The organism is Kitasatospora sp. NPDC054939 (assembly GCF_053610105.1).
The window spans coordinates 21,410-39,807 of record NZ_JBSGXP010000073.1 but is presented as its reverse complement, the minus strand read 5'-3'; the positions used below and the strand labels follow the sequence as shown (position 1 = coordinate 39,807).

Annotated in this window: 15 protein-coding genes; 13 read left to right on the top strand and 2 right to left on the bottom strand. The window is 76.3% G+C overall.

The window, feature by feature from the left end; translation table 11 throughout:
- Window positions 1-64: 64 nt before the first annotated feature.
- Window positions 65-772, bottom strand: a complete 708-nt coding sequence (locus tag ACWGB8_RS21295) for a hypothetical protein (RefSeq protein WP_452215105.1) — start codon at window positions 770-772, stop codon at window positions 65-67.
- A 201-nt stretch (window positions 773-973) separates the two neighbouring features.
- On the opposite strand from ACWGB8_RS21295, the gene ACWGB8_RS21290 reads away from it, so the two are divergent.
- The 13 genes from ACWGB8_RS21290 to metK all read left to right on the top strand — a co-directional run bounded on the left by ACWGB8_RS21290 (window position 974) and on the right by metK (window position 17,994).
- Window positions 974-2,902, top strand: coding sequence for a protein kinase domain-containing protein (locus ACWGB8_RS21290; RefSeq protein ID WP_452215104.1), 1,929 nt, complete (start codon window positions 974-976; stop codon window positions 2,900-2,902).
- Between the two features lie 163 nt (window positions 2,903-3,065).
- Complete coding sequence (locus ACWGB8_RS21285; RefSeq protein ID WP_452215103.1) at window positions 3,066-3,818, top strand: GntR family transcriptional regulator; 753 nt, start codon at window positions 3,066-3,068, stop codon at window positions 3,816-3,818.
- A 10-nt stretch (window positions 3,819-3,828) separates the two neighbouring features.
- Window positions 3,829-4,056 (top strand): 4Fe-4S dicluster domain-containing protein, encoded by a 228-nt coding sequence (locus ACWGB8_RS21280; protein ID WP_209413139.1) that lies wholly within the window; start codon window positions 3,829-3,831, stop codon window positions 4,054-4,056.
- A gap of 11 nt (window positions 4,057-4,067) precedes the next feature.
- Window positions 4,068-5,450, top strand: a complete 1,383-nt coding sequence (locus ACWGB8_RS21275) for an ABC transporter substrate-binding protein (protein WP_452215102.1) — start codon at window positions 4,068-4,070, stop codon at window positions 5,448-5,450.
- Window positions 5,447-6,307: an ABC transporter permease gene (locus ACWGB8_RS21270; protein ID WP_452215101.1), complete on the top strand. Its 861-nt coding sequence runs from the start codon at window positions 5,447-5,449 to the stop codon at window positions 6,305-6,307. Before ACWGB8_RS21275 ends, ACWGB8_RS21270 begins: the two co-directional genes overlap by 4 nt.
- Window positions 6,304-7,068: an ABC transporter ATP-binding protein gene (locus ACWGB8_RS21265; RefSeq protein ID WP_452215100.1), complete on the top strand. Its 765-nt coding sequence runs from the start codon at window positions 6,304-6,306 to the stop codon at window positions 7,066-7,068. The genes ACWGB8_RS21270 and ACWGB8_RS21265 overlap by 4 nt, the downstream gene beginning before the upstream one ends.
- Window positions 7,065-9,815: a fumarate reductase/succinate dehydrogenase flavoprotein subunit gene (locus tag ACWGB8_RS21260; RefSeq protein WP_452215099.1), complete on the top strand. Its 2,751-nt coding sequence runs from the start codon at window positions 7,065-7,067 to the stop codon at window positions 9,813-9,815. Before ACWGB8_RS21265 ends, ACWGB8_RS21260 begins: the two co-directional genes overlap by 4 nt.
- A 460-nt stretch (window positions 9,816-10,275) precedes the next feature.
- The gene (locus tag ACWGB8_RS21255) at window positions 10,276-11,124 is read left to right on the top strand and encodes an SAM hydrolase/SAM-dependent halogenase family protein (protein ID WP_452215098.1); all 849 of its coding nucleotides are present in this window, start codon (window positions 10,276-10,278) and stop codon (window positions 11,122-11,124) included.
- 34 nt (window positions 11,125-11,158) lie between these two features.
- Window positions 11,159-12,139 carry a DMT family transporter gene (locus ACWGB8_RS21250; protein WP_452215097.1) on the top strand — a complete coding sequence of 327 codons (981 nt, stop codon included), beginning with the start codon at window positions 11,159-11,161 and terminating at the stop codon, window positions 12,137-12,139.
- A complete protein-coding gene (locus ACWGB8_RS21245) occupies window positions 12,136-13,107 on the top strand; it encodes a quinone oxidoreductase family protein (RefSeq protein WP_452215096.1) in 972 nt (323 codons plus the stop codon). Before ACWGB8_RS21250 ends, ACWGB8_RS21245 begins: the two co-directional genes overlap by 4 nt.
- A 17-nt stretch (window positions 13,108-13,124) precedes the next feature.
- Window positions 13,125-15,326 carry an FAD/NAD(P)-binding protein gene (locus tag ACWGB8_RS21240; protein ID WP_452215095.1) on the top strand — a complete coding sequence of 734 codons (2,202 nt, stop codon included), beginning with the start codon at window positions 13,125-13,127 and terminating at the stop codon, window positions 15,324-15,326.
- Window positions 15,323-16,789 (top strand): lyase family protein, encoded by a 1,467-nt coding sequence (locus tag ACWGB8_RS21235; RefSeq protein WP_452215094.1) that lies wholly within the window; start codon window positions 15,323-15,325, stop codon window positions 16,787-16,789. The genes ACWGB8_RS21240 and ACWGB8_RS21235 overlap by 4 nt, the downstream gene beginning before the upstream one ends.
- Window positions 16,786-17,994, top strand: coding sequence for a methionine adenosyltransferase (gene metK, locus ACWGB8_RS21230; protein ID WP_452215093.1), 1,209 nt, complete (start codon window positions 16,786-16,788; stop codon window positions 17,992-17,994). The genes ACWGB8_RS21235 and metK overlap by 4 nt, the downstream gene beginning before the upstream one ends.
- A 39-nt stretch (window positions 17,995-18,033) precedes the next feature.
- Here metK and ACWGB8_RS21225 read toward each other — a convergent pair whose 3' ends face one another.
- On the bottom strand, window positions 18,034-18,297 hold the full coding sequence (locus ACWGB8_RS21225) for a hypothetical protein (protein ID WP_452215092.1): 264 nt from the start codon (window positions 18,295-18,297) through the stop codon (window positions 18,034-18,036).
- Window positions 18,298-18,398: the final 101 nt, after the last annotated feature.

Sequence of the window (18,398 nt, the reverse complement as noted above, 5' to 3'; positions counted from 1 at the left end):
CGAGACCGCCCCCCGGTCCGCCGGGCCGGAACCGCTCGCGGCGGGGCCGGCCGGGCGGCCTCGCTCAGTACTGCACGACGGACGCCTTGGACGCCCACACCGTGACGTACGCGCTCTTGTCGGTGACCGAACCGGCCGGCGCCCTCAGTTCGACCGCCGGGTCGGACGGGCCCTGCGCGCCGTGCAGGAAGGTCAGGTGCAGGGTGCCGAAGGGGTACGTCGGCGCACCCGGCGCGGCCGCCCGGTGACGGAAGACGCTGTGCGCCTCCTCGCCCGGGTCGAGGACCAGGCGCGGCATCGGGCTCGGCGGCTGCTTCTGCGCGATCTCGCCGTCCAGACCGTCCGAGGACAGGCTCGGGAACGGCACCAGCACGCAGGCCGGGCCGGGCTTCCTGGTGGCCGTGACGACCAGGCGGTCGGGCGTCTGCCCGGGGGCGATCCGGAAGGTGAGGTCGCCGGTGGAGCAGTCGTCCAGGCCCGCCGGGTCCTCCTGGCCGGGGGTGCGCGAGGGCCTGCCGGCGGCGGTCGCGGTCGGCTTCCCGCTCCCGGACGGTCCGGCGGACCCGGCGGACCCGGTGGACCCGCCCGCCGCCGTCGGAGCCGCGGCGGGCGACGGTGCCCCGGTGGAGGCCGCGGGCGAGCCGGTGCCCGACCCGGCGGCCTTCGCCGAGGACGCGCGGGCGGCCGGCTTCGAGCCGCCCGAGCAGGCGGCGAGCGTCAGGACGAGGGCGGCGCAGGCCGCGAGACCGGCGGTGCGGCGGATCGTACGCATGGTGGTGGCCCCCCGGGGATCGGTGATGCGGTCGTACGGGCGACGCTGCCCACATCCGGTCCGGTTTCCACCTGGGGGCGCGTGCCCGGCCCGTGCGCGCCCTCGACCGACCCGGTCCGGGGGGTCGCGGGCGGGCGGGCGGCCGTGGCCGGCCGACGGGCTCCGGCCCGGCGGTCGGCGCCGCCCCCTACGATGTCGGCCATGACTACTGGGGGGCCGGACGCACGGCTCATCGACGACCGCTTCGAACTGCTCGAACGCCTCGGGGGCGGCGGCATGGGCCTGGTCTGGCGCGCCCGCGACAACGCGCTGCACCGCGAGGTCGCCCTGAAGGAGGTCCGGCCGCCGGACCCGGCGATGGCCGCCGCCGACCCGGCCGGGGCCGACGAGCTGCGCGAACGCGTGCTGCGCGAGGCCCGCGCGCTCGCCCGCCTCCAGCACCCGAACGTCGCGGTCATCCACCACATCGTCGACACCCCCGGGCACCCGCACCCGTGGCTGGTGATGGAGCTGGTCTCCGGCGGCAGCCTCGCCGACCGGATCGCCCGCGGCCCGCTGACCGTGCCCGAGGCCGCCCGGATCGGGCGGGGGGTGCTCTCCGCCCTGCGCGCCGCGCACGCCGCCGGCATCCAGCACCGCGACGTCAAGCCCGGCAACGTCCTGCTGCGCACCGACGGCACCCCCGTCCTCACCGACTTCGGTATCGCCGCGATGCAGGGCTCGACCGCGCTGACCGCCACCGGCGCGCTGATCGGCTCGCCGGAGTACATCGCACCGGAGCGGATCCGGGGCGAGGAGGGCAATCCGTCCTCCGATCTGTGGTCGCTCGGCATGATGCTGTACGTGGCCGTCGAGGGGCACCACCCGCTGCGCCGGGCCACCACCCTCGCCACCCTGGCGGCCGTGCTGGACGAGCCCCTGCCGCCGCCGTCCCGCTCCGGGCCGCTGGGGCCGGTGCTGGCCGCCCTGCTGGCCCGCGACCCCGCGGTGCGGCCCGACGCCGAGCAGCTGGACCGGGCGCTGGCCGCCGCCGAGCAGGGCGGCGCGACCGTACCGCTCGGCCCGGTCCCGACCGCCACGCCGACCTTCCTCGACACCCCGCACCCGGCGTACGGCGGGTACCCCTCCGGCGGCCACCCCGCGCCCGGCGGACACCCGGCCGCCGGGCCGTACGCACCGGCCGGTCCGTACGCACCGGGCGACCCGTACGCGGCGGATCCGTACGCGGCCACCGGCCCCGGCCCGTACCCGCCGCCGGGCGGCCGGCCCGCCACCGCGTACCCGCCCGCGGGCCACGGCCACCACCCGGGCGCGGACACCCACGGGGGCGCCGCCCCCGGCAGCCCCACCCACGGCGCCTTCCACGGGCCGACGCACGGCGGCGCCGGGCCGGACGGCGCCGCCGAGCCGTGGCCGTCGGCGCAGCCCGAACCGCCCCGGCCCCGGCGGGCCGCGCTCACCGTGCTGCTGGCCGCGGGCTCCGTGGTGCTGGCGGGCGTCCTCGTCTGGGCCCTGCTGCCGAAGAACGCGGGCCCCGGCAACCAGGCCAAGGGCACCGCGCCGACCGGGCAGGCCGGGTCGGGCGGGGACGCGGCGGCCACCGCGCCGTCCACCGGGAAGGCCACCGGGAAGGCCACCGGGTCGCCCGGCGGCCAGTCCACCGCTCAGCCCGGCACCAAGAGCACCCCGGCCGCCACCGACCTGCTCACCCCCGACGGCATGCGCACGGTGGTCGCCGCGATCACCGAGAAGTCGGGCGGCACCACGGTCAAGCAGCTCACCGTCTACCCCGGCTACGCCAGCGCCCAGGTGCCGACCACGGACGGCAAGAACTACGACTGGTACGACTACCGCGACGGCAAGGTGAGCAAGCGGACGGGCAGTTCGATGGGCAAGGACAAGACCGTCGACCTGGCCCAGTACGACTGGAACGTGCTGCCGGGCATCCTGGCCAAGGCCGACCAGTCGCTGAAGGTCCAGAACCCGACCAGCCGCTACGTGATCGTCGACGCCTGGATGCTCGACGGCCTGCCGAGCATCCGCGTCTACCTCTCCAACGAGTACCACAACAGCGGCTACCTGCTGACCGACACCAAGGGCAACGTGAAGCGCACCAACCCGGCCGACTGAGCGGCGGGCGCGGTGGCAGTTCGCCCGGGGCCGGCGTCGTTCCCGCAGGTGGCAGGGGGTGGGGACGAGTCGTCAGGTGGCGTAATGCGGCGGCAACGAAATACCCGCCGGTTCGGCCCTATGGTTCTGGCCGAACCCGCCGCCGACGCCCGGAGCAGTGCCGATGACCAGCGAGAACCCGAACCAGGCCGGTGCCCGGCGGCTGCGCGCCGACCGCGCCCGGCAGGTCGCCGACGTGCTGCGCCGGCAGGTGCTGAGCGAGGCGTTCGGGAGCGGGCCGCTGCCCCACGAGGACCGGCTGGCGGAGGAGTTCGGCGTCTCCCGGAACACCGTTCGGGAGGCCCTGGCGCTGCTGCGCGGTGAGGGCCTGGTCCGCCGGGTGCCCGGTTCGGGAACGCTGGTCGTCGCGGAGAAGGTGCCGCACGGGCTGAACCGGCTGCAGGGCCTCGCCGAGACGCTGCACGAGCACGGCGAGGTGACCAACGAGGTCCGCGCCTTCGGCCCGGTCCGCGCCCCGGGCCCGGTCGCCCGCCGCTTCGGCCTGCCCGAGGGCGGCGACGTGGTGTACGTGGAGCGGCTGCGCCGGCTGAACGGGCTGCCGCTCTCGCTCGACCTCACCTACCTGGCGCCGGACATCGGCGCCGCCCTCGCCCCGGAGGACCTGGTCGGCCAGGACATCTTCCGGCTGATCGAGGAGTTCACCGGCCAGCCGCTCGGCCGGGCCGACATCACCCTGGAGGCGGTCAACGCCGACCCGCACTCCGCGACCGTTCTCGAAGTCCCGCGCGGGGCCGCCCTGCTGATGCTGGAGCGGCTCACCTCGCTGGCCGACGGCCGACCCGTCGACCTGGAGTACGTCCGCTTCCGCGGCGACCGGATCACCATGCAGGGCCGGCTGCTGCGCGACATCCCCTGAGGGAGCCCCGATGGCGCTCGCCGACCACCGTTCCGACGTCCCCGTGACCATCGACGCCTCGCTGTGCATCGACGGCTGCACGCTCTGCGTGGAGATGTGTCCGCTCGACTCGCTGGCCATCGACCCGGACAGCAACAAGGCCTACATGCACGTCGACGAGTGCTGGTACTGCGGCCCGTGCGCCGCCCGCTGCCCCACCGGAGCGGTCACCGTCAACATGCCCTACCTACTGCGCTGAGGAGCCGTCAGATGCCCTACTCCGCACGCCCGCTCAGACCCATGCTGGCCGCCGCCGTGCTCGCCGCAGCGACCGCCTGCTCGTCCGCGGCCGGGGCCGGTGACGGTACCGTCGAGGTGGTCGTCGGCTACCAGTCGAAGACCATCAACACCGTCACCGCCGGCACCCTGCTGCGCAGCCAGGGGTACTTCGAGCAGCGGCTCGCCGAACAGGGCCGCCGGGACGGGAGGACGTACCGGGTCACCTGGCAGGACTACGACTCCGGTGCGCCGATCACCGCCCAGATGCTCGCCGGGAAGATCGACATCGGCTCGATGGGCGACTACCCGCTGCTGATCAACGGCTCCCGCGCCCAGGAGGCCGGCGGGCCCGGCACCCGGCTGGTCTCGGTGACCGGCTACAACCTGCTCGGCGCGCTCAACTCGGTGGTGGTGCCGAACGATTCGCCCGCGCACACGCTCGCCGACCTGAAGGGCCGCACGGTGTCCACCTCGGTCGGCTCGGCGGCCGACGGCACCCTGGTCCAGGCGCTCGCCAGAGCGGGCGTGCCGGAGAGCGCGATCCGCAAGCAGAACCAGCAGCCCGCCGTCGGCGCCTCGGCGCTGAAGGCCGGCAGCGTGGACGCGCTCGCCCAGTTCGTGGCCTGGCCCGGCGCCGTGGTCTTCGCCGGCGACGGGCGGCTGCTGTACGACGGCGCCGCGCTCGGCCGGCCGACGCTGCACGGCGTGGTGATCCGGCAGCAGTACGGCACCGAGCGCCCCGAGGTGGTCCGGGCCTTCCTGCGGGCGCAGGCCGACGCCACCCGCCACCTCAACGAGCACCCGCTGGACGCCAGCCGGAAGGTCGCCGAGGCGACCGGGCTCCCGCCGGAGGTGGTGCACCTATACAACGGCCCGAACGGCATCGCCACCTTCGCCACCGCGCTGGAGCCGAAGCTGCTGGACGCGCTGCGCGAGGACGTGCCGTTCCTGAAGTCGGTGGGCGTGCTGAAGGCGCTGGACGTCGAGCGCTTCATCGACGGCTCGTACCAGCAGCAGGCGGAACTGCCCGCGGTCCCCCCGGCCCGGATCGGCGGCACCGACCCGGTCTGCAACCGGCCCGCCGAGGACCCGGCGCTGGCCGGCGAGATCTGGTACGAGGGCGAGGAGACCACCCGGCCGGCCGCCGACCCGGTCTGCCTGCTGCGCGCGCTGAAGGCCGGCGACCGGAAGGTCCGCGCGGCGTACGTGCCGGACGCGGCCACCGGCACCCGCTGGTTCGCCGACAAGGACCACTGGGTGCAGGACGGCGAGCGGCTGCTGCCGTTCACCACCGAGGACGGCGCGAAGGCGTACCTGGCGGCCCACCCGGGCGCCCGGGGTCTTTCGTACCGGGAAGCGCTGGCCGCCGCGTGACCGCGCGGTCGGGGGCCCGGCCGTGGCGGCGGGTGCGGCAGGCGGCGGCGCTGCTGGCCTTCGTCGGGCTGTGGCAGCTGCTGACGGCGCAGCGGGTGCGGTTCTGGGTGCGGTTCGACCACCTGCCGACGGCGGTGCAGGTCGGGGAGGCGTTCGTCCGGCAGCTCGGCACCGGGCCGTACTGGCAGGACCTGGTGGACAGCCTGCGGCGGATCGGCACCGGCTTCCTGCTGGCGGCGGTGCTCGGGGTGGCCGTGGGGGTGTGGACGGCGCGCTCCCGGTGGGCGGCCGACCTGGTCGGCCCGGTGCTGGAGCTGATCCGGCCCGTCCCGGCGATCGCGCTGGTGCCGGTGGCGATCATGCTCTTCCCGGAGAACGAGCAGGGGATCGTGTTCATCACCTTCACCGCCGCGTTCTTCCCGGTGCTGGTCTCCACCCGGCACGCCGTCCGGGCGGTGCCGCCGCTCTGGGAGGAGGCCGTGCGGACGATGGGCGGCGGGCGCGGCCGGGTGCTGTGGAGCGTGGTGCTGCCCGGTGCGCTGCCGGGCGTGGTCGGCGGCCTCTCGGTGGGCATCGGAGTGGCCTGGATCTGCGTGATCTCGGCGGAGATGGTCTCCGGCCAGTTCGGCGTCGGGTACCGGACCTGGTCGGCGTACACGGTGCTCGACTACCCGGGGGTGTTCGTCGGGATGGCCACCATCGGGCTGCTCGGCCGGGCGACCTCGGGGGCGGTCGAGTGGCTCGGCCGCCGGCTGACCTCCTGGCTGCCGACCGACCGCGGCGGCCGGGTGCCGCAGCGGGTGGCGGCGCCGCGGCCGGTGCGGGCCGCCCGGGAACGAGAGGGGGCGGCGGTATGAGCCTGCGGCTGACGGCCCGGGGGCTGAGCCTCGGGCACCCCGGGCAGGCGGTGCTGGACGGGGTGGACCTCGACATCGCGCCGGGCGAGGTGCTGACCGTGGTCGGCGCGTCGGGCGGCGGCAAGTCCACCCTGCTGCGGGCCCTGGCCGGGCTGCTGCCGGCGGCCGGCGGGGAGCTGCTGGCGGACGGCCGACCGGTGCGCGGACCGGGCGCCGAACGCGCCCTGGTCTTCCAGGAGGACGGCCTGCTGCCCTGGCGCAGCGTCCACCGGAACGTGGAACTCCCGCTGGCGGTCCGGCGGGTGCCGCGCGCGGCGCGGCGGGCCCCGGTCGCCGAGTGGATCGGCCGGGTGGGCCTGGCCGGGCTGGAGCGGCGGCTGCCGCGCGAGCTGTCCGGCGGGCAGCGCCAGCGGGTGCAGCTGGCCCGGGCACTGGTGGGCGCGCCGCGCGCGGTGCTGATGGACGAGCCGTTCGGCGCGCTGGACGCGCGGACCCGCGCGGCGATGCAGCAACTCCTGCTGACCGTCTGGGAGCAGGAGCGCTGCACGGTCGTCTTCGTCACCCACGACGTCGACGAGGCGCTGCTGCTCGGCGACCGGGTGGCGGTGCTGGGCGGCGGGACGCTGGCGGCGGTTCACCCGGTGCCGTACGCCCGCGACCCGGCCGCCCGCAGCGAGCCGGCCGTGCTCGCGCTGCGCCGCCGGGTGCTGGCCCGGCTCTCCGACACCGACGACGAACCGCCCGAGGAGGGCACCCCATGAGGATCCCCGATCCCGCCGAGGCCCGGCGGGCGAGCTGCGACGTGCTGGTGATCGGCGGCGGTACCGCCGGCTGCATGGCCGCGATCAGCGCGGCGGAGGCCGGGGCGCGCGTGCTGCTGCTGGAGAAGGCGCACGTCCGGCACTCCGGTGCGCTGGCGATGGGCATGGACGGCGTCAACAACGCCGTGGTGCCGGGCCGCGCCGATCCCGACGACTACGTCGCCGAGATCACCCGCGCCAACGACGGCATCGTCGACCAGCGCACGGTGCGGCAGACCGCCACCCGCGGCTTCGCGATGGTGCAGCGGCTGGAGCGCTACGGCGTGAAGTTCGAGAAGGACGAGCAGGGCGAGTACCTGGTCCGCCAGGTGCACCGCTCGGGCAGCTACGTCCTGCCGATGCCGGAGGGCAAGGACGTCAAGAAGGTGCTCTACCGGGTGCTGCGGGAGCGCCGGCTGCGCGAGCGGATCACCATCGAGAACCGGGTGATGCCGGTGCGGGTGCTGACCGCCGGCGGCCGGGCGGTCGGGGCGGCCGGGTTCGACACCCGCAGCGGGGAGTTCGTCACCGTCTCGGCGGGCGCCGTCGTCCTCGCCACCGGCCCGTGCGGGCGGCTCGGCCTGCCCGCGAGCGGCTACCTGTACGGAACGTACGAGAACCCGACCAACGCCGGGGACGGCTACGCGATGGCCTACCACGCGGGCGCGGAGCTGAGCGGGCTCGAGTGCTTCCAGATCAACCCGCTGATCAAGGACTACAACGGTCCTGCCTGCGCGTACGTGGCCAACCCGTTCGGCGGGTACCAGGTGAACCGGCACGGCGAGCGGTTCGTCGACTCCGACTACTGGTCGGGGCGGATGATGTCCGAGTTCGCGGCCGAACTGGCCTCCGACCGGGGCCCGGTGTACCTGCGGACCACGCACCTGCCGGAGGAGACCGTGCGGGCGCTGGAGTCGATCCTGCACACCACCGAGCGGCCGAGCCGGGGCACCTTCCACGCCGGGCGCGGCCACGACTACCGCACCCACGACATCGAGATGCACATCTCCGAGATCGGCCTGTGCGGCGGGCACTCCGCCTCCGGCGTCCGGGTGGACGAGAACGCGGCGACCACCGTGCCCGGCCTGTACGCGGCGGGCGACCTGGCCTGCGTCCCGCACAACTACATGATCGGCGCGTTCGTCTTCGGCGACCTGGCCGGCACCCACGCCGCCGGGCACCTGCCGGAGGTCCGGGCCGCCCTGCCCGCCGACCAGGTCGCCGCCGCCCACGAGCTGGTCTACCGGCCGCTGCGCAACCCGGACGGGCCCCCGCAGCAGCAGGTCGAGTACAAGCTGCGGCGCTTCGTGAACGACTACGTGGCCCCGCCGAAGACCGGCTCCCGGCTGTCGGTGGCGCTGGAGCACTTCGAGCGGATGCGCGGCGAGATCGCGGCGATGGGGGCGCGGACCCCGCACGAGCTGATGCGGGCGGTGGAGGTGGACTTCATCCGGGACTGCGCCGAGATGGCCGCCCGCTCCTCGCTCGCCCGCACCGAGAGCCGCTGGGGGCTCTACCACGAGCGGGTCGACCACCCGGGGAAGGACGACGGGCGCTGGTTCAGCCACCTCAACCTGCGCCGGAACGCCGCCGGGCGGATGGAGTTCCTGACCCGGCCGGTCGCGCCGTACCTGGTGCCGGTGGAGGGGCTGGAGCCGCCCGAGCTGCCGGTGACGGTGCTCGGCGAGGTACACCCGCTGCCGGTCGGACGGACCGGGGCCGCCCCGGCGGCACCGGCCCCGACGGGCACGACGGGCGGCACGGGCGACGGGGGCGGCACGGACGACCCGGGCGACGCCCCGGCCCCGCCCCGGCTGCTCGACCTGCTGCGGCTGGCCGAGCGGCAGCCCGGCCTCGACCGGCTCGCGCCGTACCTGGCCGACCCCGCGGCCGAGGTCCGGCGCACCGCGATCGCGGTGCTGACCGAGAGCGCCCCGCCGGGGACGGGCGCCGCGCTGGCCGGGGCACTGGCCGACGCCGACGAACGGGTCCGGGCGGCGGCCGTCGCCGGGCTGCGCGAGCTCGTCGAGGTGCTGGACGCCCGGGTGGGCGCGGCGCTCGTCCCGGCCGCGGCCTCCCCCGACCCGGTGGTCCGGGCCGGGGTGCTGGAGCTGTCCCGCGCGCTGCGCACCGGCTCGGTGCAGCTGTACGCCACCGGGCTGGCCGACCCCGCCGTCCCGGTGCGGCTGCAGGCGGTGCACGGCCTGGTCGCGGTGGCCGGGGCCGCCGCCCTGGCCCGGGCCGCCCGGGACGCCTCCCGCGAGGTCCGGGTGGCCGTCGGCGAGGGGCTCGGCACGATCGGCGACCCCGGCGCGGCCGCCGCCCTGCTCGCCCTGGCCGCCGACCCCGATCCGCTGGTGCGCGCCGCCGCCTTCACCGGCGCGGCCGGGATCGGCTGCCCGCCCGCGCTGGCCGCGCTGGCCGCCGTCCCGGACGGCGCCTGGCAGGTCCGCAAGGCCGCGGCCGGGGCGCTCGCCGCGGCCGGCACCCTGCCGCCGCTGCTCGCCCAGCTCGGCGACCGGGACGCCGACGTCCGCAAGGCCGCCGTCCGCGCGCTCGCCCCGGCCGCCGCCGGGGACGCGGTCGCCGCCGCCCTGCGCGACCGGCTCGCCGACACCGACGCCGACGTCCGCGCCTACGCCCGCCTCGCCCTGCGCGGGGACGGTTCCGGCGCCCGGCGGGCGAAGGGCTCCCCGGCCGGCGTCTGACCGCCCCCTCCCCCGCGCGCGCCGCAGGCTCTGGCCGGCGGTGGACAGCCCGGCGCACCCCCTCGTCGCAGGGTGTGCGCCGGGCTGTTCGCGCTGCCGGACGGTGCGCGCCCGCCGCGCCCGGTCCCGGGGGGCCCGGCCTCCCGTCCCGGGCGGGCGGCCGCCGCGGGCGGGGCAGGAACGGGACGCCGGCCCCGTGCCCCCGGGACATCCGCCGTCCGACAGTCGATACATGAGCCGCACCGACCGCACCGGAAAGGGCGCACAGCCCGTCCGCCGCCCGAGCGGGGGCACCCCGCTGCGCGCAGTTCACCCGTACACGCAGCACCGTTTCCGCGGCAGTGCGCCGCATTCGCCGCCGCGCGGCCATAATCTCTTCCGCGACAGGGCCGAAGAATCCCGAGCTGCGGAAACATCATCGGATTTCTCCGTGAATTCGCTCTCCCCGAAAGGGTTCAGCATGTCCTCCTCCGCCCGCCCCACCCGCCCGCCGACCGCCCCCGTGCCGATCGTCGGCCTGCTCACCGACTTCGGGCTCGTCGACGACGCCGTGGGCATCTGCAAGGGCATGGTGCTCAGCATCGCCCCGCACGCCACCATCGTCGACGTGACGCACGACGTCACCCCCTTCGACATCTACGAGGCGAGCCTCTACATCCGGGACTCCTTCCGCTACTTCCCCTCCCACGCCGTCTTCGGGTGCGTCACCTTCCCGCACACCGGCGTCCAGGACAACGCGATCGGCGTCCGCACCCCGCAGGGCCACACCTACTTCGCCCCGAACAACGGCCTGCTCAGCCGGATCGTCCTGGAGGCCGGCGTGGCCGAGGTCCGCCGGATCAGCTCCGACACGGTGCGCCGGCCCGTCATCGACCCGACCTTCTACGGGCGCGACATCGTCATCTCCGCCGCCGCGCACGTGGCCGCGGGCGTGCCCTTCGAGGACGTCGGCGACACCGTCCCGGTCGAGGACGTCGTCCTGCTGAACACCGCCGAACCCGAACTCCACGACGGCTGGATCGTCGGCGAAGTGGCCATCCTCGACAAGAACTACGGAAACATCTGGACCAGCATCACCCGCGAATTCCTGGAACGCCACGGCATCGGATTCGACACCGACCTGGAGATCGACATCGGTGCCACCCGGCTGACCACCCCGCTGCGCCGCACCTTCGGCGAGACCGGCGAGGGCGAGCCGCTCGCCTACATCGCCAGCCGCGACCAGTTCGGACTCGCCCTCAACCAGGCCAACTTCGCCGCCCGGTACGGCGTCGAACGCGGGCACGCCGTCCGGCTGCGCGCCGCCTGACCCCGACCGCCCCTCCCACGGAAAGGCCACCACCGTGCGTACGCAGGGCTATCTCTTCGCACTGCTCACCGCCGCGTTCTTCGGAGCCGGTGCCGTCCTGGCCAACCGGGTGACCGTCGAGATCGATCCGCTGCTCACCACGGAGCTCAACCTCGCGATCGGCGCCGCACTGCTGGGCGGATACCTGGCAGTGCGCCGCCGGCGGCTGGTGCCGCGCGGTCTCTCCGGCCGCGACTGGATCCGGCTCGCACTCGTCTCGGTCGTCGGCACCGGCGCCTCGCTCGCCCTCGTCGTCGCCGGACTCAGCGAGACCAGCCCGGTCAACGGCGGGTTCCTGATCCAACTGCAGGGCCCCACCGCCGTGCTGGCCGCGGTACTGGTCCTCGGCGACCGGCTCGGGCGCCGCCAGACCGCGGGCATCGCCGTCACCCTCCTCGGCGGGCTGCTCGTCGTGATGCGCGAACCGGGCGCCGGGCTCACCTCCGTCGGCCGCGGCGACCTCCTGGTACTCGCCGGAGCCGTCCTCGCCGGACTCGCCTACCTGCCCGCCAAGCGGCTGATGGACCGGATGCCGGCCCTGGAGCTCGCCCTGTGGCGGCTGCTGCCCGCCGCCGTGGCCCTGCTGCCCGTCCTGCTGCTCTCCCCCGGATCACTGCGCTGGCACCCGGGACCGGGCACCATCGGCCTCCAACTGCTGCTCGCCGTCACCAACTTCTGCCTGGCGTACGTCACCCTGCACCTGGCCCTGGCCCGGCTGCGGGCCTGGGAGACGGCCAGCGTGCTGCAACTGGAGCCCGCCTTCACCGTCCTGATCAGCCTGGCGGCGCTCGCCCTGGTGCCCACCCCGCTGCAACTCCTCGGCGGCGCCCTGATGATCGGCGGCGGACTGCTCGCCAACCGGCCCGCCCGCACCCCGCCCGCGCCCGTGCCCGCGCCCGAAGAACCCTTGCAGCCCCCGGAACCCCCCACCGGACCCGCACCCACCTACCAGCACAGCCGAGGGAGCACCTCATGAAGGCGATCCGCGTCCACGCCCACGGCGGACCCGAACAGCTCCGGGTCGAGGACGTACCGCTGCCCGAGCCCGGCCCCGCCGAGGTCCGCATCCGCACCGAGGTGATCGGCGTCAACTACGTCGACGTCTACCACCGGACCGGCTCCATGACCCTGCCCCTGCCGTTCACCCCGGGCCTGGACGCCGTCGGAACGGTCGACGCGGTCGGCCCCGGGGTCACCGCCCTGGCCGTCGGCGAACGCGTCGCGTACGGCGAATTCCCCGGCGCCTACGCCGAGTTCGTCACCGTCCCGGAACGCCTGGCGGTCGCCGTACCGGCCGCGTTGGACTCCCGCACCGCCGCGGCCGCCATGCTGCAGGGCCTCACCGCCCACTACCTGGCGCACGACGCCCACCCCGTCGCCGCGGGCGAGGTCGTCGTGGTGCACGCCGCCGCGGGCGGCGTCGGACAGCTGCTGGTCCAACTGGCCAAGCAGGCCGGCGCCCACGTCGTCGGCACGGTCTCCAGCGAGCGCAAGGCCGAACTGGCCGCCGGACTCGGCGTGGACACCGTCGTGCGCTACGACCGCGAGCGGTTCACCGACGCCGTCCGCCGGGTCACCGGCGGCGAGGGCGCCCACGCCGTCTACGACTCGGTCGGCCGGGCCACCTTCCACGACAGCCTCGACGCCCTGCGCCCGCGCGGCACCCTCGTCCTGTACGGGCAGTCCAGCGGCCCGGCCGAGCCCATCGACCCGTTCCTGCTCGCCCGGAAGGGCTCGCTGCGCCTCACCTGGCCCACGCTCACCCACCACGTGCTCACCCGGCGGGAGTTCACCGCCCGCGCCGACGCCGTCTTCGGGGGACTGCTCGACGGCACCCTGCGCGCCCGCATCGACCGCGAGTACGACTTCACCGACGCCGCTGCCGCCCATGCGCACCTGGAGCGCCGCGACAGCCTCGGCAAGGTCCTGCTCCGCCACCCCTGAACGGGAGGCCGCCCACCATGGCCCCGCACCCCTCCGCCCCCCAGCCGTCCGGCCCGCGCCCGTCCGGCCCGCACGGCGCCGCCTCGCCGAGCACCGCCCCGCACGGCACCGCCCCGCACAGCGCCACCTCCCACGGCACCGCCCCGCACACCAGCGACCCGCACCACAGCCCGCACGCCACCGGCCCGCACCCGGCCGGACCGCACGCCGCCGCCGGGGACCGGCAGGTCGCCGTCGTCGGCGCCGGCCCCCGCGGCCTCTGCGTCCTGGAGCGGCTGCTCGCCAACGAGCGGGGCCACGCGGGCCCCGGCACCCTCACCGTGCACCTGGTCGACCCCTATCCGCCGGGCCCCGGCCGGGTCTGGCGCACCTCGCAGTCCCGACTGCTGTTGATGAACACCGTCGCCTCCCAGGTCACCCTGTTCACCGACCCCAGCGTCACCATCGACGGCCCGGTCGAGACCGGCCCCAGCCTCCACGAATGGGCCGCCACCACCGTGCCGGCCGGCGGCCGGCAGGAGTACGGCGACGCGGTGCTGGCCGAGGCCCGCGCCCTGCACCCCGACGGCTACCCCACCCGGGCCTTCTACGGCCGCTACCTCCAGGACGTCTACCGCCGGGTCGCGGCCGGCGCCCCCGCGCACTGCCGGATCGTCGAGCACCGCACCCGCGCGGTCGCCCTGCACGACGCCGACCCGCGGCCCGGCGCCGGCCAGGACCTCGCCCTCGCCGACGGCACCCGGCTCACCGGCCTGGCCGCCGTCGTGCTCGCCCTCGGCCACGTCCCGGCCGCGCTCACCCCGCCCGAACGCCGGCTCGCCCGCGAGGCCGCCGCCCACGGGCTGCTCCACCTGCCGCCCGCCAACCCCGCCGACGTCGACCTGTCCGTCCTGCCGCCCGGCCGGCCGGTGCTGGTGCGCGGCCTCGGGCTGAACTTCTTCGACCACCTCGCCCTGCTCACCCAGGGGCGCGGCGGCCGGTTCGTCCGGCAGGAGGACGGGCGGCTCCGGTACCTGCCCTCCGGTCGGGAGCCGCTGCTGCTCGCCGGCTCCCGCCGCGGGGTCCCGTACCACGCCCGCGGCGAGAACGAGAAGGGCCCGCACGGCCGCTACGAGCCCCGACTGCTCACCGAGGAACTCGCCGCCCGGCTGCGGGAACGGGCCGGCCGCGGCGACCCGGTCGGCTTCGCCACCGAACTGTGGCCGCTGATCGCCCGCGAGGTGGAGAGCGTGTACTACGGCACCCTGCTGGCCGCCCGCGGGCACCCCGGCAGCGCCGCGTTCACCGCCCGCTACCTCGCCGCGGCCGACCACCCGGCCCGGCGCCGCCTCCTCGACGAGCACCGGATCGCCGACGCCGAGCGGTGGGACTGGGACTCGATATCCCGGCCGCACCGGGGCCTGCGCTTCGCCGGGCGCGAGGAGTACCGCACCTGGATCCTCGGCCACCTCGCCCGGGACGCCCGCGCGGCCCGGGCCGGCAACGTCAGCGGACCGCTCAAGGCCGCCCTGGACGTCCTGCGGGACCTGCGCAACGAGATCCGGCTCGCCGTCGACCACGGCGTGCTGGAGGGCACCTCGTACCGCGACGACCTCCAGCGCTGGTACACCCCGCTGAACGCCTTCCTCTCCATCGGCCCGCCGGTCTCCCGGATCGACGAACTGCGCGCCCTCGTCGAGGCCGGGGTCGTCGAACTGCTCGGCCCCGACCTGCGGATCGAACTCGACACCGAAGGCCCCTCCCCCGCCTTCACCGCGCACTCGCCCGCCGTCGACGCGGAGCCCGTCCGGGCCACCGCCCTCATCGAGGCCCGGCTGCCCGAACCCGACCTGCGCCGCACCGGCGACGCCCTGCTCCGCCGGCTGCTGGCCGACGGCCAGGCCGTGCCGTACCGGATCGGCGACAGCAGCGGCGCCACCTACGAGACCGGCGGACTGGCCGTCACCCAGCGGCCCTACCGGCTCGTCGACGCCCGCGGGCACGCGCACCCCCGGCGCTTCGCGTACGGCGTCCCCACCGAGGCCGTGCACTGGGTGACCGCGGCCGGCATCCGCCCCGGCGTCAACTCCGTGACCCTGGGCGACGCCGACGCCATCGCCCGGGCCGTACTCGCGCTGCCCCCGCCGCCCGGCGCCGGCACCACGGGCGCGGGCACCGTCGGCGCACCGCGGTCCGCCGAACGGGTGGACCGCCCCACCGCGGGGAGGCGGGCGGCATGACCGGCACCGACAGCGGACTGCTCTCACCCGTCCGGGCCGGCCTGCCGATCGAGGCGGCGGTGGACGACACCGCCTGGCTGCAGGCCATGCTCGACGCCGAGGCGGCCCTCGCCCGGGCGCAGGCCGCCCTCGGCACCGTCCCGCCCGCCGCCGCGGCGGCGATCACCCGGACCGCACGGGCCGAGCACTTCGACCTGCGCGCCCTGGCCCTCGCCGCCCGGGAGACCGCCAACCCGGTCGTCGGGCTGGTCCGGGCGCTCACCGCGGCGGTCGCCGCCGCCGACCCGGCCGCCGCCGAGTACGTGCACCGCGGCTCCACCAGCCAGGACGTCCTGGACACCGGTGCCATGCTGGTCGCCCGGCGGGCCCTCGCCCTGGTCCGCACCGACCTCGGCGCCACCGCCGCGGCCCTGGCCCGGCTCGCCGACGCCCACCGCGGCACCGTCCTGGCCGGGCGCACCCTCGCCCTGCACGCGGTGCCCACCACCTTCGGGCTGAAGGCGGCCGGCTGGCGCTCGCTCGTCCTCGACGCCGAACAGCGGCTCGCCGCCGTACAGTCCGCGCTGCCGGTGTCGCTGGGCGGCGCGGCGGGCACCCTGGCGGGCTACCTGGAGTACGCGGGCGACGGGCCCGGCACCCCCGGCGGGCCAGGCAGGCAGGGCGACCCCGATGGACACGGCGACCCCGGCGGGTACGGCGAACGGCTGGTCGACGCGTACGCCGACGAGACCGGCCTGGCCCGGCCGCTGCTGCCCTGGCACACGCTGCGCACCCCCGTCGCCGACCTGGGCGCCGCCCTGGCCTTCACCGCCGGAGCCCTCGGCAAGTTCGCCGCCGACGTCACCACCCTGGCCCGGACCGAGATCGCCGAACTCGCCGAACCCGGCGGACCGGGCCGGGGCGCCTCCTCCGCGATGCCGCACAAGCGCAACCCGGTGCTCGCCACCCTGATCCGCAGCGCCGCCCTCCAGGTACCCGCGCTGGCCGGTGTGCTGACCGCGGCCCTGGTGGCCGAGGACGAACGGCCGGCCGGCGCCTGGCACGCCGAATGGCTGCCCCTGCGCGAATGCCTGCGGCTCACCGGCGGCGCCGCCGCCACCGCGGCCGAACTCGCCGCCGGCCTCACCGTCCACCCCGAACGGATGCGCGCCAACCTGGACCTCACCCGCGGCCGGCTGATGGCCGAACGCCTCACCGCCGCCCTCGCCCCGCACCTCGGCAGGGCCCGCGCCGGGCGCCTGCTCACCGAGGCCGCCCGGACGGCCGACCGCCGCGGCAGCAGCCTGCTCCGCGTCCTGGCCGCCGATCCGGCCGTCACCGCGCACCTCGACGAACGGCGGCTCGCCGCCCTCCTCGACCCCGCCGGCTGGACCGGCGCCGCCGACCGGCTCACCACCCGCGCCCTGCGGTCCCGCCCCGGGGCACCGGACGCCGGCCCCCGCACCGAAGGGAACTCCCCGTGACCCGCCACCTGTTCACCTCCGAATCCGTCACCGAAGGCCACCCCGACAAGATGGCCGACCAGATCAGCGACGCCGTCCTCGACGCCCTGCTGGCGGCCGACCCCGCCTCCCGGGTCGCCGTCGAGACGCTCATCACCACCGGCCAGGTCCACGTCGCCGGCGAGGTCACCACCACCGGGTACGCCGACATCGCCGCCCTGGTCCGCGGCACGATCCTCGGGATCGGCTACGACTCCTCCGCCAAGGGATTCGACGGCGCCTCCTGCGGCGTCTCCGTCTCCCTCGGCGCCCAGTCGCCGGACATCGCCCGCGGCGTCGACTCCGCCTACGAGAAGCGCCACTCCGGCGCCGGCGACCCGCTCGACGAGCAGGGCGCGGGCGACCAGGGCCTGATGTTCGGCTACGCCTGCGACGACACCCCGGAACTGATGCCGCTGCCGATCGACCTCGCGCACCGGCTCGCCCGCCGGCTCGCCCAGGCCCGGCGCGACGGCTCGATCCCCTACCTGCGCCCGGACGGCAAGACCCAGGTCACCATCGAGTACCAGGGCGCCCGTCCCGTCCGGCTGGACACCGTCGTGATCTCCACACAGCACGCCGCCGACGTCAGCCTGGACGGCCACCTCGCGCCCGACGTACGGGAGTTCGTCGTCGAGCCGGTGCTCCGCCGGCTCGCCGAGGACGGCATCGCCCTCGACCCCGACGGCCACCGGCTGCTGGTCAACCCGACCGGGCGCTTCGAGATCGGCGGACCGATGGGCGACGCCGGGCTCACCGGCCGCAAGATCATCATCGACACCTACGGCGGCATGGCCCGCCACGGCGGCGGCGCCTTCTCCGGCAAGGACCCCTCCAAGGTCGACCGCTCCGCCGCGTACGCGATGCGCTGGGTGGCGAAGAACGTCGTCGCCGCCGGCCTCGCCACCCGCTGCGAACTGCAGGTCGCGTACGCCATCGGCAGGGCGGCACCGGTCGGCCTGCTGGTGGAGACCTTCGGCACCGAGACCGTGCCGGTGCCCGCCGTCCAACGGGCCGTCACCGAGGTCTTCGACCTCCGCCCGGCCGCGATCATCCGCGACCTCGACCTGCTGCGCCCGATCTACACCCGCACCGCGGCCTACGGCCACTTCGGCCGCGAGCTGCCCGACTTCACCTGGGAGCGCACCGACCGCGCCGCCGCCCTGCGGGCCGCCGCCACCCGGTGACCCGGCGACCGGCCCGCCCCGGGGGCGGCGGGCCCGGGGCTACCGGAGGTCCTGCGGCCCCTGGTCCCCGTGCGGGAGGTCCTGCCCCCGGCCGGCCTCCACCACCTGGGCCCCCTGCTCGCCGAACTTACCGAAGGAGGCCTGGCCCGGGTCCAGGTGGTCGGTCCCGGCACCGGCCGAGTACGCGTCGCCGTAGTCCCCGTTCCAGCCCGCCGTGCCGATGCCTCCGGCGAGGGCCGCGGCGGCGAGGCCGAACGCCACCGCCCCCGCCACCACCGCTCCGCGCAGTCGCCCGCTCCCCATGGATTCCCCCGTTCCGTCGCGGCGCGCCGGGCCCGCTGCCCCGCACCCCCGGTACCGCCGATCCAACACCGCCCCCGCTCCCCGCGGCAACGCCCCGCCGG

Coding starts and splice junctions, on each gene's coding strand:
- ACWGB8_RS21295 (WP_452215105.1), bottom strand. CDS start 772: ATGCGTACGATCCGCCGCACCGCCGGTCTCGCGGCCTGCGCCGCCCTC.
- ACWGB8_RS21290 (WP_452215104.1), top strand. CDS start 974: ATGACTACTGGGGGGCCGGACGCACGGCTCATCGACGACCGCTTCGAA.
- ACWGB8_RS21285 (WP_452215103.1), top strand. CDS start 3,066: ATGACCAGCGAGAACCCGAACCAGGCCGGTGCCCGGCGGCTGCGCGCC.
- ACWGB8_RS21280 (WP_209413139.1), top strand. CDS start 3,829: ATGGCGCTCGCCGACCACCGTTCCGACGTCCCCGTGACCATCGACGCC.
- ACWGB8_RS21275 (WP_452215102.1), top strand. CDS start 4,068: ATGCCCTACTCCGCACGCCCGCTCAGACCCATGCTGGCCGCCGCCGTG.
- ACWGB8_RS21265 (WP_452215100.1), top strand. CDS start 6,304: ATGAGCCTGCGGCTGACGGCCCGGGGGCTGAGCCTCGGGCACCCCGGG.
- ACWGB8_RS21260 (WP_452215099.1), top strand. CDS start 7,065: ATGAGGATCCCCGATCCCGCCGAGGCCCGGCGGGCGAGCTGCGACGTG.
- ACWGB8_RS21255 (WP_452215098.1), top strand. CDS start 10,276: ATGTCCTCCTCCGCCCGCCCCACCCGCCCGCCGACCGCCCCCGTGCCG.
- ACWGB8_RS21245 (WP_452215096.1), top strand. CDS start 12,136: ATGAAGGCGATCCGCGTCCACGCCCACGGCGGACCCGAACAGCTCCGG.
- ACWGB8_RS21240 (WP_452215095.1), top strand. CDS start 13,125: ATGGCCCCGCACCCCTCCGCCCCCCAGCCGTCCGGCCCGCGCCCGTCC.
- ACWGB8_RS21235 (WP_452215094.1), top strand. CDS start 15,323: ATGACCGGCACCGACAGCGGACTGCTCTCACCCGTCCGGGCCGGCCTG.
- ACWGB8_RS21225 (WP_452215092.1), bottom strand. CDS start 18,297: ATGGGGAGCGGGCGACTGCGCGGAGCGGTGGTGGCGGGGGCGGTGGCG.